The organism is Nocardia sp. CWNU-33 (genome assembly GCF_046764895.1).
In the GTDB taxonomy this organism is placed as follows: Bacteria; Actinomycetota; Actinomycetes; order Mycobacteriales; family Mycobacteriaceae; genus Nocardia.
Window position 1 is genome coordinate 70275 of the sequence record NZ_JBKOQN010000011.1, and the last position, 15310, is coordinate 85584.

A 15310-nucleotide genomic window follows, 5' to 3' on the forward strand; every position below is an offset into this window, starting at 1 on the left:
GGCTTTCTGCCCCATAACTTGCCCTCTTTCTGAACCGCTCGAGGGTCGAACCTAGAACCAGGGTTCCGACGACAAGGGGCCGCGATCAAACCGATCGGGACGCTACGAGCGCACGGTCTGCGCGGACACCCGGATGAGGACGGTGAAAATGATGCCGCTGGGATATGGCTACTTGCGTCTCGATGTGGCGGGGTGCTCGATCCAAAAGTGCGAGAGCGAGATACGGCTACTCGCCGCCCGGGAGGGCATCGAATTGGGCATGGTCTTCCAGGAGCAAGGCGACAGCACTGCCGCGCTGACTACATTGACCGCAGAACTCCTGCGTTCACAGTCGCAACACGTGCTGGTGCCGAGCCGACAGCATTTGGTAGGGCCGGGCATGCCCGAGAAGGCGTTCGAAACGTTTGTATGGAACGAGGCACATGCCTGTGTTCTCGCGGCCTCAGCAGTCGACGGCGGTGAGGTTCGCTCATCAGTGTCGCCCGTATCCGTCGCCGAACTTCAGTTAGCCGCCACAACAACCGCTGTCTCCATGGCACAAATACATGCACGGTTGACTCTGTCGCAGTGGCTTTTGGATGACTTGACCGACACTGCCGAACAAATCATGACCGAACTCGTTGGTGAAGCGGTACAGGCAACCGAGCTGAGGGTGCTGACTGTTCGGGTCGGTCGCACCGAGCAGAAGCTGGTTATCGAAGTCAGCGATGCGCGACCGCGATTCTCCGTGACGGGTCTGAGTTTCAACCCAACAGTTGCCGCACTGAGCCGACGGTACGGCCGGTTTCGTAGTGGCGACAGCACCATCACCACCTGGTGCGAGCTGGCGATAGCTGGTCACACCACCGCACCAATCGGGGGATCTCATGCGATCACGTGAAACGCTTCGAGGTGCGATCGGAAGTGCACCAGCACCGTGCACGGTCCAGCAGGAGGCTGAATCCGACTGGCGGACAATGCGATTAGCTGCGGAGCAGCGAACAGTCCTACGCGCAGGGGTAGTCGGGCTAGGTCGACAGGCGGTGGATGACCATCTTCCTGGGCTGCGGGCGTCGGGGCGGGTTGAGCTTGTCGCAGTGTGCGATGAGAATCCGGCCAGCATGCGCGAGCAGCGAGATCTGTACCAGGTCTCGGGCTACACCGACTTCCACAAGATGTTCAACGCTGAACAGCTCGACCTTGTCGTTGTCTGTGTGCCGCATGATGTCGGCCGGTCGGTCATCGAAGCCGCAGCGGCGCATCGCATCCACGTTCTGAAGGAAAAGCCGTTCGCCACAACATTAAACGAGGCTCGTGAGCTGGCGCAGGTGTGTGAACAGTCCGGCATCGAGCTGATGGTCACCTTGCAACGACGTTTCAACCCGATCTACAGCAGCTTCATACAGCTCGCTGACCAGATCGGTACTCCATTCTTGGTGGATGCCCGCTATACCCTGCACATCAAAGACCCCTCCGAAGGCTGGCGCGGTGTAACCGCCAAAGCCGGGGGCGGCTGCGTGATCGACATGGGATACCACCTGATCGACCTGCTTCTATGGTATTTCGGTCTTCCGGCCAGCATTACCGCCGACCTATCCGTCAGAGCCAGGCCGGACCGCAGCTATGACGCCGAAGACACTGCGCTCGTGCACTTCTCCTACAACAACGGCCTCTATGGCTCACTGCTGCTATCCCGTTTCCTCGGCCCCAAGTCAGAGGAGATCCGGCTAGTCGGCTCAGAGGGCATCGTCCACTTGGAGCGCGGCTGCATCCGCCGGCTCACCAACGGCGGCGAGGTCATCGAATCGCTACGGCGCGAACAGGCGTGGCCATCCGCAGCCGCCTGCCAGATCGACTACTTCCACCGCGTCATCGATGGCACTCGCCCCAACCTCAGTGCCCCCGCCGACAATCTCGCCCATATGGCCTTCGTCGCCGCTTGTTATGAGGCGGCCCGCACCCGTTCCCACATCAACCCGATGGAGCTACTGTGATGTCCCCTTTGGCACTTCTCGGCGGCACACCCGTCATCAAAGAAGAGGCACCGCACTTTTCGTGGCCACCGCTCACCGATGCCACGATCGTCGCAGTGCTCAACCAACTCGACGAAGGCATTTCGATCTACGACCGCTCTGGTGTCGTTGCCCGGTTGGAAGACAATCTGCAGACCTACTTCGGTGTGCGACACGCTGTCCTCAACAGCTCAGGCACCGCAGCCTTGTATTCGATGTACGCCGCGTGCGGGATCGGGCCAGGCGATGAAGTAATCGTGCCCGCATACACCTTCTTCGCCACCGCAACGCCGCTGCTGCATCTCGGAGCAACACCTGTCCTGGCGGACTGCGACGCCAGCGGAAATGTTGATCCACAGGATATCTCCCGGCGCATCACCCCCCGAACCAAAGCCATTGTGGTGACACATATGTGGGGCGTGCCAGCCCAAATCGAAGGGTTGAAAAGGCTGGCCGACATCTATGCCATACAGCTCCTAGAAGACGGTTCCCACGCCCACGGGGCAAGCGTCAGAGGGAAGCGGGTCGGAACATTCGGCCGCGCCGCCGCTTTCAGCATGAACGGCCCTAAGCCCCTCTCCGCGGGAGAAGGCGGATTCGTGCTGACCGATGATGATGAGGTCTACCACCGGGTCTTGCTGCACGGCCAGTACAACAAACGCTGCCGAAACGAGATCCCCGGCGTCGAGCTCGGTCGGTACGCTGTAACCGGCATGGGCCTCAAACATCGCATCCATCCGATGGCCGCAGCTATCGCGTTGGACCAGCTCTCACACCTGGACGACTACCTTGCCGGGCGTCAGCGCATCGCGGAATACATCCTCGGGGAACTCGATGACCTGCCAGGTCTCGCTGTGCCGCGGACCGAGCCGGAAGTGCTGCCGTCTTGGTACGGGCTCACCATGCGCTACGACGCAGATGCTTTCGATGAGGTGCCGGTCGAACGCTTCCACGCCGCCCTGCAGGCTGAAGGTTGTTCCGAGCTCGATCGCCCCGGGTCAACCTGCCCACTCAACCTACTGCCGCTGTTTCAAGACCCTGGTCCGCTGTTCCCGGCACTCACCGGCAAACTGACCTACGCCCCCGGCGACTACCCGCAAGCCGAAGAGATCCACCTCACCACGCTCAAACTGCCTGTCTGGAACCGAGAAGAAGATCTACCGATGGTCGATCGCTACATCGAAGCCATCCGCAAAGTGACCGAACACCACGCCGAGCTGAAGGGATAGGACTGATGATCGAAACCGCCTTGCTGGAGAAGTTGACACGCGAAGCCGAACTCGACGAGGTACAACAGCTTGTGGTCGGCGCGGTCGTCCAACATGACGGCAAAGTGCTCCTGCTGCAACGACCAACCGACGACTTCATGGGCGGCATCTGGGAATTGCCGAGCGGTAAAGTCGATCCTGGCGAAACGCTCGACCAAGCGCTCATCCGCGAGGTCAAGGAAGAGACCGGGCTCGACATCACCGGAATCCGAAACTACTTGGGCGAGTTTGACTATCAATCCGGTAGCGGCAAGAAGAATCGCCAGTTCAACTTCACCGTGGACGTTGTGGATCCCGAGCCGGTCGAGCTGACTGAACATGATGCGTACACCTGGACCGGCCTTTCTGAAGAACCACCTGTAACGGACGCAGTCAAGGCGGTGTTGGCGGCTTACCAGGAGGCATGAGCAGACTCGTCGACTGTCGAGGACGCTGGCTCCGATCGAGCACCTGAACCGACCGGAGCAGGCACGCAGCAGCACAGCGTCAAGTGCAGACACGATGTGGACGGGCTGGACCCGAATACGAGATCCAATCGGCGCTGAGCTCATGCGAGATCCGCAAGGTGTGCTGATACTGAAGCATCGCCTGCAGGCACTGAACGGCGCACTATTGGCTTTGCCGCGCTCGAAGGAGGACTACCCCTCGCCAGACCGACTTCGAGGAACGCTTCATGAAATTCCGAGCTGCCTGCTGAGGCCGGTTCGGCGGGCTTCGAGGCACAAGTGGTGCTATTTGTCGAGAATCGCCTTAGCCAATAAATCGATACTCTTCAGCAGATCGTTTGGGGGGAGGGATAGGTCGAGAGCGTGGCAGTGGATGGTGACATTGCACGTATTGATCGCGTGGACAGTCGCCGGCTCGTTGCCCCTTGCATAGATCAGGTGCCCTTCCTCGAGACCTAGAACGGCGCAGTAGGCAAGCATTTGGTAGAGGTCGGCTTCGGGGAAGCCCTTTGGTTTCTCCGCCTTGTACTTCGCGTCGACGACAGCGACCGGGAGACCGTCGCCGTCGCACCAGACCAGATCTGGAATGAACTTGATCCTTGCCGCCCTGTCCATGTAGTGGTCGGTCTGAGTCTTCGCGTATCCCCCGTACTGCTGCATCGCCATACTCAATGCACCGGTGACGAAGTCCTCGTAGATCTTCCACATATCGAACAAGAAGCCCGAGACTGCAAGAGGACCGTTGTGTTGACCGAACGAACCGTTGTCGAGAATCACTTCAGACAACCGCAGCACATCGTGGTAACGGACGTTGAGTCGGTTCAACCCGAACTTCGGTCGACCTGCGCGTATGGGAACGGTCGTTATCTCGTCCAGCATCGCGCGAATGCGATTGAGCTGTTGCCGTGCAGCTGCTCCGATGTCCGGCAGGGCGAGCAGACGCAACGTGGCCAACAGGATGACCCGGTTCTCCGCTACATCCGCGGTGAAATCGTCATACTGCACGGCAATCGGGACCGGCAGGCCATAGTTTCGGGTGATCTGCTCCTGGAATCGAACTCGACCACGCACGACCGACAGCGAGTCGGTGGTGGAGCGATACCCGCGCAACAACCCGCGAGCGAATGCGTCGGATGCCAAGCGCACGAACGACTCCGAGACTGCGGGGAAAAGGCCGTCGGCCTTCTCGAGTCGAACGAACTCGTCACGCCAGATCGAGGGGCTCGAGCTGTATCCGACGAAGAACAAGAGTCGGTTGAGTTCGGCGATCTTGGGTCGAATGTTGATCTGTACAGCACCCAGTCGGATAGAGCCGACCTTCTGACCAGGCTTGATGCTGTATTTGCCGGTCGAGATCCGGTTTACCCCAGCAATTTTGAGCCCGCGAAGAGCCTCGTACTGCTCTTCGGAAAGCTCGACCTCTTGCGGTCGACCATGCTCGACAAGATCGACGGGCGGTGGCATTTCTACGTTTCCGCTTCAGAGTCTCGAGAGCTCACCCGTCTTTCGATTCCGGCCAGCTCGTATCGCTCGTGCACATCGACACCGGGGTCGTTGAAGTGATACTCCTCCATGAGGGGCAGCACAGTAGTGCGCCAAACAACGTCCATACCGATCTTGGAAGTGGCGGTGGGCCGCATGAAGTACGACGGGCCGATCTTGAAGTCTTCGTCAACGATAGATTCGTTCAGTTCGTCCACGATATCGGCGATCACTTCTGTCTCACCCTTGTCCTTCAGCCACTTTCGCAAGACACTTCGTGTCGGCTCTTTGGCTGGGTGCAGGTGGACGAACGCGAAGCGACGGCGCATCGCCGAGTCGACCAGTGCGACAGATCGATCGGCTCGGTTCATTGTTCCGATGATGAGCACATTCTTCGGCAGGCTGAACATCTCGACCTTGTCCGAGTAGAGCAGGTTGATGCTCTCGTCGCGGTACTCCAACAGGTAGTAGAGCTCGCCGAAGATCTTCGATAGATTGCCGCGATTGACCTCATCGATGATGAGTGCGTACAGGTTTCCTGGGTCCTTGCGCGCATCCGCGGCCAGCTGACGCAACGGGCCCCGGTGGATATCGTAGGCAATTTGGCCGTTCTCTGTCTCGACCGGACGGAATCCTTCGAAGAAGTCTTCGTACGAGTACGACGGGTGGAACTGAACCATCTTGACGTGCTCGGCACCACACAGGTGCTTGGCGAGAGCCTTTGCGAGATAGGTCTTCCCGGTTCCCGGAGGACCGTAGAAGATCAGTTGCGGCCGATCCCGGAGCAAGGCGATGCTCTCCTGCAGCCACTCCTTGGGCATGTACAACTCAGCTGCGAGTTCATCGGTAGCATCAGCAAACTCGAGCTCGATATCGGCGTTCGCATCAGGCTCAGGCTCAGGCTCGACGAACCCCGCGTGCCTCGGTCGCCAGGCAAACCCGAACGCTGTGCTCAAAATCGAGATCAGCTCAGCCGCGTTCTGGCGGTTGAGCTGGATCGATTGGCTGCTCTTGGGCTGGGATTCGCGCTGTTCGGACCCGAACGTCGATAGGTGGACCAGGGTGGCACCGTCAGGATCCTCGATCACCTTGTATTGACAGCTGACAGCGTCTTCGACCTTGTGTGCCCGGACGTTCTGGGTACTCGGAACAATTTCACGAATACGGGCCATCTGTGAGAACTCCCCTAACTACCCTGCCAGCCTCGATTATTGCGGTGATCGGAGCGCAACGTCCGTGCACCTGCTGCTGCCGGCCACGCTTTGCCTGCTCCCATGGTTGGCCAGCACCTGGATCAGAATAGCGCTCAACTCACATCAGTCTCGGGAGGCGCGGCACGAGACTCTCGAGACCAACAGACCGATATGACTCACGCAGGCAAGAGGCGGGCAACTACCTCGGCGAGCTGTTTGACATTGCGGCACTCGTGCATCGTGACGTGCTCGGCATACACCTGAGCGGCGGAGTCGCCGGTGGACCAGGAGCGGGCAGGCTCAGGGTTGAGCCAGTAAGCGTGTTTGGCTCGCGCCGTCATCGCTTGTAGAGCAGCAAGATTCGGGTCGGTGCGGTTGGTCCGGGCGTCGCCGAGGATCAGCAGAGAAGTGCGCGGGCCGAGGGCGTCGAGGTAGTTGTCTACGAAACCCTGGAGGGATTCGCCGTAGTTGCTGCTGCCGAAGCGGGTGACGTTGGCGGTGCGGACAATTCGGGCGGCGGTGCCAGGCGTGGGGGGTTCGCCGGGGGTGAAAAAGGGGGTGATTTCGTCACAGGTGTCTATGAAGCCGAAGCTGCGGACCTTGCTGAATTGGTCTTGGAGGGCTTGGACCAGTTGGAGGGTGAATTCGGCGAAGCCGGTGACCGAGCCGGAGAGGTCGGCCAGGACCACGAGGTCGGGGCGGCCGTGTTTGCGGGCGCGCAGGACCGGGTCGATGGGGACGCCGCCGGTGGCCATGGAACGGCGGAGGGTGCGGCGCATGTCGATGTGGCCGTGCACGGATTTGCGGCGGCGGGCCGCTAGACGGGTCGCGAGTTTGCGGGCCAAAGGAGTTACGAGGCGGCGCATTTCGGCAAGGTCTTGTTCGCGCGCGCCGAGGAAGTCGACTTGGTCGGTGCTGGATTGGATGCCGCGGCGGGCGATGTATTCGGTGCCACGGAGTTGGGCGGAGCGGAGGCGGGCCTCGGTTTGGACTGCGGTGCGGAATTGAGTGAGGCGGCGGTTGGCTTCGATGGTGCGCACGGTGGTGTCGAATTCGCCGGTGGATCCGCCCATGCCTGCGACGATGCGGTCGATCAAGTCTTCTGGGCGTAGGGCTTTCATGGTCAGGTAGGAGGACCAGCCTGCGCCGGAGGCAGCGGTGACCGGGCCCGAGCTCTGGCCCGTTCCGACTCCCCCGTAGCCGCCGAGTTCGGTCAGTGCTTGTCGAGCGAGTTCGGTGGCGGCCGCGCGATCGTCTTGCGCCAGTGCGGAAACCAGCCGATCCCGCAGCGCGTCTGTGGACTCCGGATCGGCGGGACGTACCGACTCCAGCGGGTCGGTGGTGAGGAAGTACAGGTCGAAGAGCTGATCGAAGACGGCGCGTTGGCCGTTGCGGCGCAACAGGGTTGCCGCCAACCCCGAGCGCAGTCGGTTCCGATCGGATAGGCCGAGAACAAGGATCGCCTCGGCGGCGTCGATGGTTTCGCTGGGACCCGCGTGGATGCCGTGGTCGCGGAGCAGGCCGACGAATTCGACGAGGCGATCGGTCATGGACTCGGCGGGCCGGTCGGGTCGCCCACGCCGCGCGGGTGCCGTCATAACGCGCTTCCTACCGAATCGTCGTTCGGCACCACCACAGCGAAACACATCGGGGCAGCACAGCCGACCGGCGCGAACCCCCCTGCCGAAACGCGACGCCCCGTCACTTCACCGCGTCCTTCCCATTCGCCCCATCCGCGCCGAGCAGGCCGAGCCGTTCGATCGCGATGCGATGGTCGGATTGGTACTTGAGCAGGACGCCGAGGGTGGAGCGGACGATGGCGCTGGTGACATTGCGGGCGCCGAGAGCGGCGAGAGTTCTTGCCCAGTCGAGGGTTTCGGCGATCGAGGGCGCTTTGCGCAAGGGCAGTTCGCGGAGGGCGCCGACGACGCCGACCAAGGGTTCGGCCAAAGCCTCGTCCAGTTCGGGGACCTTCATCCGGACGATCGCGCGTTCCAATTCGGCTGTCGGATAGTCGATGTGGAGATACAGGCAGCGCCGCTTCAGCGCCTCGGACAGGTCGCGGTTGGCGTTGGAGGTGACGATGGCGAAGGGTGTGCGGACGGCGGTGATGGTGCCGAGTTCGGGGATGCTCACCTGGTAGTCGCCGAGCACCTCCAGGAGCATCCCTTCGAGTTCGACGTCGGCCTTGTCCAGTTCATCGATAAGCAGGACCGTCGGGTTCGGGCTGCGGATCGCGGCGAGCAGGGGGCGGGCGAGCAGGAATTCTTCGGTGAAGACGTGGTCGCGGGTGCTGTCCCAGCTTTCGTTGGCGGTCGCGGTGATGCGCAGCAGTTGTTTGGCGTGGTTCCACTCGTAGAGGGCGCGGGCCTCGTCGATGCCCTCGTAGCATTGCAGGCGCACGAGATCGGCGGTTGTCGCGGTCGCGACGGCCTTGGCCAGTTCGGTCTTGCCGACGCCTGCGGGGCCCTCGATCAACAGCGGTTTACCGAGATGGCCCGCGAGGAAAACCGCGGTGGCGATGTCGAGGGACGGCAGGTATCCGGCGTCGGTGAGTCGCCGCGTCACCTCGTCCACCGAACCAAAGAACTTACTCATCGGTAACAGTCTAGAAGGTCTGTACGCAGCGGGTTTCGCCGTCCCGCCCTACCGGGTCGCATCGCATCGCGGCCGCGCCGGAGCAGACCCTGAGTTCTGATACCCCCGGGTTAGGGGACTCGTCATACCAAAGGATGAAACTTCCCTGTAATGGTGTTAGCCCCATTGTCTTTCGGCCGAAGTCCGGCAGAGTGTAGAACGTCCGGTCGACGCCTTCGGGTCTCAGAGACACTCATGACGGCGACGATCGCGACCTCGATCCCGACCTGCCCGATGGGCTTTCGCCCCACAAGAGCAGACCCTCACCGAGGGATGGTGGACGCGCGGTTCACCGAAAAGAGAGAAAGGATCCATGGTGTTCTCGACAACAAAGTCGACTACTCCACGCCGGAGATTGGCACGTGTCGCTATCGCCGGCGCGTTTGTCGCAGTTCCATTGACCGCCTTGGCGGTTCCGGCCTCGGCGGAAGTCACAGCCGATGGTCCTGCGATTACCGAAGTCCGGCACCACCGGCACGACCCGTGGGACAACGACTGGGATTGCGACCGCCGCGGCCCGTGGGACGACTGGAATCACAGCGACGGCCGTTGGGACGACTGCGATCGTGGCGGTTGGGATGACCGCGGACGTCACGACCGCGGACGTCACGACGACCGTGGGGGGTTCCCCCGCCACCTCTTCCCACGCGGAATGTTCGGCAGCAGCTAGTTGCTGGATCGGGCGGGACTAAGCGGCACGTCACCGGAAAGCCGCTGTCGGGGGTTCCGCCCGCATGGACTTCGATTTCAGCCCGCTGGATGCGCGATGCCGATCATCGTGTGCCACAACGGCGTTGAGCACGATGCCCCAGCAGAATCAGAAAGAATTCATGGTGTTCTCGACAACCATTCCCCGCCGAATGCTGGCCAGGGTGTCGTTTGCAGCGACGATCGCCGCTGCTCCCTTGGCCGCGTTGGCAATTCCGGCCTCGGCCGCCCCAGTGACGCCCCCGCAGCCGCAACGGAAATCGGGCAACTCACGCCCGAGGACTGTGCCAACCCCGAAACCCCCGAGCGGCGGGACGAGTGCGAGCGCGCGTGGCGCGAACAGGCCGACCGCAATTGGGATGGCAGCCTGTCCAATCCTGACAACCCGAACAGCCCGCTCAACCCGCACAACCTCAATAACCCCAATAACCCGCAGAGTCCGCTCAACCCGAGCAATCCGGCCAACCCGCTGAGCCCCGACTACCCGGGCAACCCGAATAACCCGAACAACCCTATGAATCCGAACAACCCGGCCGGCCCGATGAACCCCAACAACCGGCCGGCGCCATAAATCTCAATAGTCCGGTGCTGTCTCGGCAGACCTGACCGAACAGACGACGGCCCGGCACCATTCAGGTGCCGGGCCGTTCGCGCTATTCGACCCCAGACTCAGGCGGTCTCGGTGATCGGCCGGTCGACCCAGCTCATCAGGCCGCGCAGCTTGGCGCCGGTGACCTCGATCGGGTGCTCGGCGTTCGCCTTACGCAGACCCTCGAGCTCCTTGTTGCCGCCCTCGACGTTCGCGACGAGACGCTTGACGAAGCTGCCGTCCTGGATGTCCTTCAGGATGTCCTGCATGCGCTTCTTGGTGTCGGCGTCGATGACCCGCGGGCCCGACAGGTAGCCACCGAACTCGGCGGTGTCGGAGACCGAGTAGTTCATGCGGGCGATGCCGCCCTCGTACATCAGGTCGACGATGAGCTTCAGCTCGTGCAGGACCTCGAAGTACGCCATCTCCGGCGCGTAGCCCGCCTCGACCATGACCTCGAAACCAGTCTTGACCAGTTCCTCGGTGCCGCCGCAGAGCACGGCCTGCTCACCGAAGAGGTCGGTCTCGGTCTCTTCCTTGAAGGTGGTCTTGATGACGCCGGCGCGGGTGCCGCCGATGCCCTTGGCGTAGGACAGCGCCAGGGCCTGGCCCTCGCCCTTGGGGTCCTGGTCGACCGCGATCAGGGCCGGAACGCCCTTGCCGTCGACGAACTGACGACGGACCAGGTGGCCGGGGCCCTTCGGGGCGACCATCGCGACGGTGATGTCGGCCGGAGCCTTGATCAGACCGAAGTGGATGTTGAGGCCGTGGCCGAAGAACAGCGCGTCGCCGTCCTTCAGGTTGGGCTCGATGTCGTTGGTGAAGATCGACGCCTGCGCGGTGTCGGGGGCAAGCACCATGATCACGTCGGCCCATGCCGCGACCTCGGCGGGGGTGCCGACGGTCAGACCGGCCTCTTCGGCCTTCGGACGCGACTTCGAACCCTCGGCAAGGCCGACGCGAACATCGACGCCGGAGTCGCGCAGGCTCAGCGAGTGCGCGTGGCCCTGGCTGCCGTAGCCGATGACAGCGACCTTGCGGCCCTGGATGATCGACAGGTCGGCGTCGTCGTCGTAGAACATCTCGACTGCCACTGGTTGGTTCCCTTCTGAAGGATCAGCCCCGCCTCGGCGGGGAGCGCACCGTGCGGACGCAGGTGCTGAATGTGCAAATGGGATCTTCCCCGCGTACACGGGGCTTGCGGTACGCCGACCGTTGATCGCAGCAAGATTAGCTGGTCGCTGCGATCAACGGCTCGCACCCTAGCGGGTAGCCGTAATCGATTTCGGACCACGGCCGACTGCGACAACTCCGGACTGCACGATCTCGCGAATTCCGAACGGTTCGAGCATGCGCAGCAGCGCGTCGAGCTTGGACCGGGTTCCGGTCGCCTCGACGGTGAGCGCGTCCGGGGACACATCGATGACCTTCGCCCGGAAGAGGGTGACGGCCTCGATCACCTGAGTCCGCACGCTGGCGTCAGCGCGCACCTTGACCAGGATCAGTTCACGGGCCACCGAGGCGTCGGAGTCCTGCTCGACGATCTTGATGACGTTGATCAGCTTGTTGAGCTGCTTGGTGACCTGCTCGAGCGGCAGGTCGTCGACGGTGACGACGATGGTCATGCGGGAGATCTCGGGCAGCTCGGTACCGCCGACCGCGAGGGACTCGATATTGAAGCCACGGCGAGAGAACAGCGCCGCAACTCGCGCGAGCACACCGGGCTTGTCCTCCACCAGCACGCTGAGGGTGTGAGTCGTGCTCATCCTTCGTTCACCTTGTCCTGTTCGTGCTGGTGCGACATGGCTTCGTGGATCACCGCGGGCTCGGCGGCCGACTCGTCCTCGTCGAACAGCGGACGGATGCCGCGCGCGGCCATGATCTCGTCGTTGCTGGTGCCCGCGGCGACCATCGGCCACACCTGGGCGTCCTTGCCGACGATGAAGTCGATCACCACGGGACGATCGTTGATGGACTGCGCCTCACGGATGGCGGCCTCGACGTCTTCTTCCCGCTCGACCCGGATGCCGTGGCAGCCGAGTGCTTCGGCGAGCTTGACGAAGTCGGGGATACGCAGGGTGTGCGTGCCGAGATCGGTGTTGGAGTAACGCTGTTCGTAGAACAGCGTCTGCCACTGCCGGACCATGCCGAGGTTGCCGTTGTTGATCAGCGCGACCTTGATCGGGACGCCCTCCACCGCGCAGGTGGCCAACTCCTGGTTGGTCATCTGGAAGCAGCCGTCACCGTCGATCGCCCACACCTCTTTGTCCGGTGCGCCCATCTTGGCGCCCATGGCGGCCGGAACGGCGTAGCCCATGGTGCCGAGACCGCCGGAGTTCAGCCAGGTGCGCGGGTTCTCGTACTTGATGAACTGGGCGGCCCACATCTGGTGCTGCCCGACGCCCGCGCAGTAGATCGCGTCGGGTCCGGCCAGCCGGCCGAGCGCATCGATGACGAATTCGGGTGAGAGCGAACCGTCGCTCGGCGTGTTCCAACCGAGCGGGTAGCTCTTGCGGATGCCGTCGAGGTACTTCCACCATTCGCCGAGTGCGAGCAGCGGCGCCGAGGTGGTGGCGGGATCGGACTTCAGCGTCTCGATCAGCTCGGCGATCACCTCGCGGCAGTCACCGACGATCGGGACGTCGGCGTGCCGGTTCTTGCCGATCTCGGCCGGGTCGATGTCGGCGTGGATCACCTTGGCGTCGGGTGCGAAGGAATCCAACTGGCCGGTCACGCGGTCGTCGAAACGCGCGCCGAGGGTGATCAGCAGATCAGACTTCTGCAGCGCGGCGACCGCGCCGACAGTGCCGTGCATGCCGGGCATGCCCATGTTCAATGTGTGACTGTCCGGGAACGCGCCGCGCGCCATCAGGGTGGTGACCACCGGGATGCCGGTCAGTTCGGCCAGTTCGAGCAGCTCGGCCGAGGCATCGGCCTTGATCACGCCACCGCCGACATAGAGCACGGGCTGCTTGGCTTCCATGATCAGCCTGGCCGCCTCGCGCACCTGCTTGCCGTGCGGCTTGGTGACCGGACGGTAGCCGGGCAGCCGCATCTCCGGCGGCCAGCTGAAGGTGGTGTTCGCCTGCAGCACGTCCTTCGGGATGTCGACGAGCACCGCGCCGGGACGACCGCTCGCGGCCAGATAGAACGCCTCGGCCATGATGCGCGGGATGTCGACGCCCTCGGTGATGAGGAAGTTGTGCTTGGTGATCGGCATGGTGATGCCGGAGATGTCGGCTTCCTGGAACGCGTCCGTGCCGATCAGGCTGCGGCCGACCTGGCCGGTGATGGCGACGATCGGAACCGAGTCCATCTGGGCGTCGGCGATCGGGGTGACCAGGTTGGTCGCGCCGGGGCCCGAGGTGGCCATGCACACGCCGACCTTGCCGGTGGCCTGGGCATATCCGGTCGCGGCGTGGCCCGCACCCTGCTCGTGGCGCACCAGCACGTGGCGCACCTTGACGGAGTCGAAAAGCGGGTCGTACACCGGAAGAATCGCGCCGCCGGGAATGCCGAATACAGTGTCGACGCCGAGTTCCTCGAGCGAACGGACGACCGACTGCGCGCCGGTGACCCGCTCGGGCGGGACCTGGCGGCGGTTCGCCGCGTTCGTCGGGATGCCAGCGGGCGATGCCGGCTGATTCGCCGAGGGCGCCGGCCTGCGGGCCGAGGGCCCTGGCCGGGCGGTTGGTGCGCTCACCGTCTTGGTTTCCTCACTGCTTGTCGTTCGTACCCCGGACAACACTTGCTGTGCACGCGGTGCATGCGTCGCGCCGTGGTCCGGAACTCGGTATCGATAGTCCGAACACAAAAAAGCCCCCGGACAGCATGGCTGTTCGAGGGTGGCGCGTCGCGCGCGAGCTGACGTATTCGACTCAGATAGTCAGGCTCAACGCTGGACGCGCCGGCCGATTACGAGCAACTCGTTTCGATTCACGCGCATGACGGTATGTGTGCGCGAGCCGATCAGTCAAACAAGTCCCATTATGTGAGACAGAGTGGGTGCTCGAGTCTGTCCACCATGATGCGAGGATGGTGGTGTGTCATCACCGCATCAGTCCGTGCCACCGGCTAAATCATCCCACATCTCCGACGACGGATCGGATACGGGTAGCTCGACGGACCCGGCGCAGCCGCCGCGGGCCGCAAAGATCATCCGGGTGCCGCAGCTGGCCTACCTGGGTGTACTGGTGCTGTTGTTCTGCGTGTTCTTCCCGTTCGTCGGCTGGCCGATCGCGCTGTGGTGGCTGCTGCTGATCCCCGTCGCGGTGGCGGTGTGGATCTATCGCACCAGGACCACCGTCTCCGAGGACGGGCTGGATCTGCGCACCGTATTCGGTGCACGGCACCTCGACTGGTCGCAGGTTGCGGGGGTGACGATCCCCAAGCGCGGGTTCGTGCGCGCCCACCTCACCGACGACAGCGATGTGAAACTTCCCGCAGTCAGCTACGACCGGCTGCGCGATCTGATCGACGCGTCGGGTGGCCGGATCCCGGACCTGTTCGCCGCGGAGGCCGCGGCCTGGGAGGCCAAGGTCGAGGCCGAGCGGAAAGAGGCCGAGAAGGGAAAGGCAGAAGCGGAGCGCGCGGAGGCGAAGGACCTCGCGGCCGAGCCTGCGGACACGGACACGGACGGCACCACGACCAAGGCAGGCGACGGCGAAGCGTAGGACCACCAGCGGCGCGGTGCGTTATCCCCCGAACCGGTATGCGCATCCTCGTCGATCTATCGGCTTGACTTCCGTCGGTAGGCTGACAGCCGGATGCGCGATCTGGTGACCGCGTGGGACGGATGACCCCCGCCCCAATTCACCAGACCTGTGGACACCGACGGTGCCGGAACCGACACAACCGATGACACCGTCAGCGCCGACGCCAACCCTGCGCGGCGACACCATCCCGAACACAGACCGACAGCGAGAGCGCAGTTCGACGGCGGCCCGCCGCCGATGACCGGCACGCGGCCCGCACGCGCGCGGGAGTAACGTGGACG

At 63.2% G+C, this 15310-nt stretch carries 12 protein-coding genes and 1 pseudogene; 6 read left to right on the plus strand and 7 right to left on the minus strand.

Going from position 1 to position 15310, the window contains the following annotated elements; translation table 11 throughout:
- The first annotated feature begins 148 nt into the window (after positions 1-148).
- From ACLMAL_RS17225 to ACLMAL_RS17240, 4 genes are all read left to right on the plus strand, one after another.
- A complete protein-coding gene (locus tag ACLMAL_RS17225) occupies positions 149-880 on the plus strand; it encodes a hypothetical protein (protein ID WP_411999980.1) in 732 nt (243 codons plus the stop codon).
- A 76-nt stretch (positions 881-956) separates the two neighbouring features.
- Positions 957-1973 carry a Gfo/Idh/MocA family protein gene (locus tag ACLMAL_RS17230; protein WP_411999981.1) on the plus strand — a complete coding sequence of 339 codons (1017 nt, stop codon included), beginning with the start codon at positions 957-959 and terminating at the stop codon, positions 1971-1973.
- A 95-nt stretch (positions 1974-2068) separates the two neighbouring features.
- The gene (locus ACLMAL_RS17235; protein ID WP_411999982.1) at positions 2069-3220 is read left to right on the plus strand and encodes a DegT/DnrJ/EryC1/StrS family aminotransferase; all 1152 of its coding nucleotides are present in this window, start codon (positions 2069-2071) and stop codon (positions 3218-3220) included.
- A gap of 5 nt (positions 3221-3225) precedes the next feature.
- Positions 3226-3666: an NUDIX hydrolase gene (locus ACLMAL_RS17240; RefSeq protein WP_411999983.1), complete on the plus strand. Its 441-nt coding sequence runs from the start codon at positions 3226-3228 to the stop codon at positions 3664-3666.
- Positions 3667-3990: 324 nt separating this feature from the next.
- Here the strand turns inward: ACLMAL_RS17240 and ACLMAL_RS17245 are convergent, their stop codons facing one another.
- The 4 genes from ACLMAL_RS17245 to ACLMAL_RS17260 all read right to left on the minus strand — a co-directional run bounded on the left by ACLMAL_RS17245 (position 3991) and on the right by ACLMAL_RS17260 (position 8978).
- Positions 3991-5169 (minus strand): McrC family protein, encoded by a 1179-nt coding sequence (locus ACLMAL_RS17245; protein WP_411999984.1) that lies wholly within the window; start codon positions 5167-5169, stop codon positions 3991-3993.
- Positions 5170-5171: 2 nt separating this feature from the next.
- The gene (locus ACLMAL_RS17250) at positions 5172-6359 is read right to left on the minus strand and encodes an McrB family protein (protein ID WP_411999985.1); all 1188 of its coding nucleotides are present in this window, start codon (positions 6357-6359) and stop codon (positions 5172-5174) included.
- Positions 6360-6556: 197 nt separating this feature from the next.
- Positions 6557-7978, minus strand: a complete 1422-nt coding sequence (locus ACLMAL_RS17255; protein ID WP_411999986.1) for a vWA domain-containing protein — start codon at positions 7976-7978, stop codon at positions 6557-6559.
- A 103-nt stretch (positions 7979-8081) separates the two neighbouring features.
- Positions 8082-8978, minus strand: a complete 897-nt coding sequence (locus ACLMAL_RS17260; RefSeq protein ID WP_411999987.1) for an AAA family ATPase — start codon at positions 8976-8978, stop codon at positions 8082-8084.
- A gap of 1111 nt (positions 8979-10089) precedes the next feature.
- Here ACLMAL_RS17260 and ACLMAL_RS17265 point away from each other — a divergent pair.
- Positions 10090-10296, plus strand: a pseudogene (locus ACLMAL_RS17265) (hypothetical protein); the annotation flags it as partial.
- A 98-nt stretch (positions 10297-10394) separates the two neighbouring features.
- Here the strand turns inward: ACLMAL_RS17265 and ilvC are convergent.
- The 3 genes from ilvC to ACLMAL_RS17280 form a co-directional block, all read right to left on the minus strand.
- Positions 10395-11396 (minus strand): ketol-acid reductoisomerase, encoded by a 1002-nt coding sequence (gene ilvC / locus ACLMAL_RS17270; RefSeq protein ID WP_328413285.1) that lies wholly within the window; start codon positions 11394-11396, stop codon positions 10395-10397.
- Between the two features lie 180 nt (positions 11397-11576).
- Positions 11577-12080: an acetolactate synthase small subunit gene (ilvN, locus tag ACLMAL_RS17275; RefSeq protein ID WP_328404326.1), complete on the minus strand. Its 504-nt coding sequence runs from the start codon at positions 12078-12080 to the stop codon at positions 11577-11579.
- The gene (locus ACLMAL_RS17280; RefSeq protein ID WP_411999988.1) at positions 12077-14017 is read right to left on the minus strand and encodes an acetolactate synthase large subunit; all 1941 of its coding nucleotides are present in this window, start codon (positions 14015-14017) and stop codon (positions 12077-12079) included. Before ACLMAL_RS17280 ends, ilvN begins: the two co-directional genes overlap by 4 nt.
- A gap of 340 nt (positions 14018-14357) precedes the next feature.
- On the opposite strand from ACLMAL_RS17280, the gene ACLMAL_RS17285 reads away from it, so the two are divergent.
- Positions 14358-14987 (plus strand): PH domain-containing protein, encoded by a 630-nt coding sequence (locus tag ACLMAL_RS17285; RefSeq protein WP_411999989.1) that lies wholly within the window; start codon positions 14358-14360, stop codon positions 14985-14987.
- Positions 14988-15310: the final 323 nt, after the last annotated feature.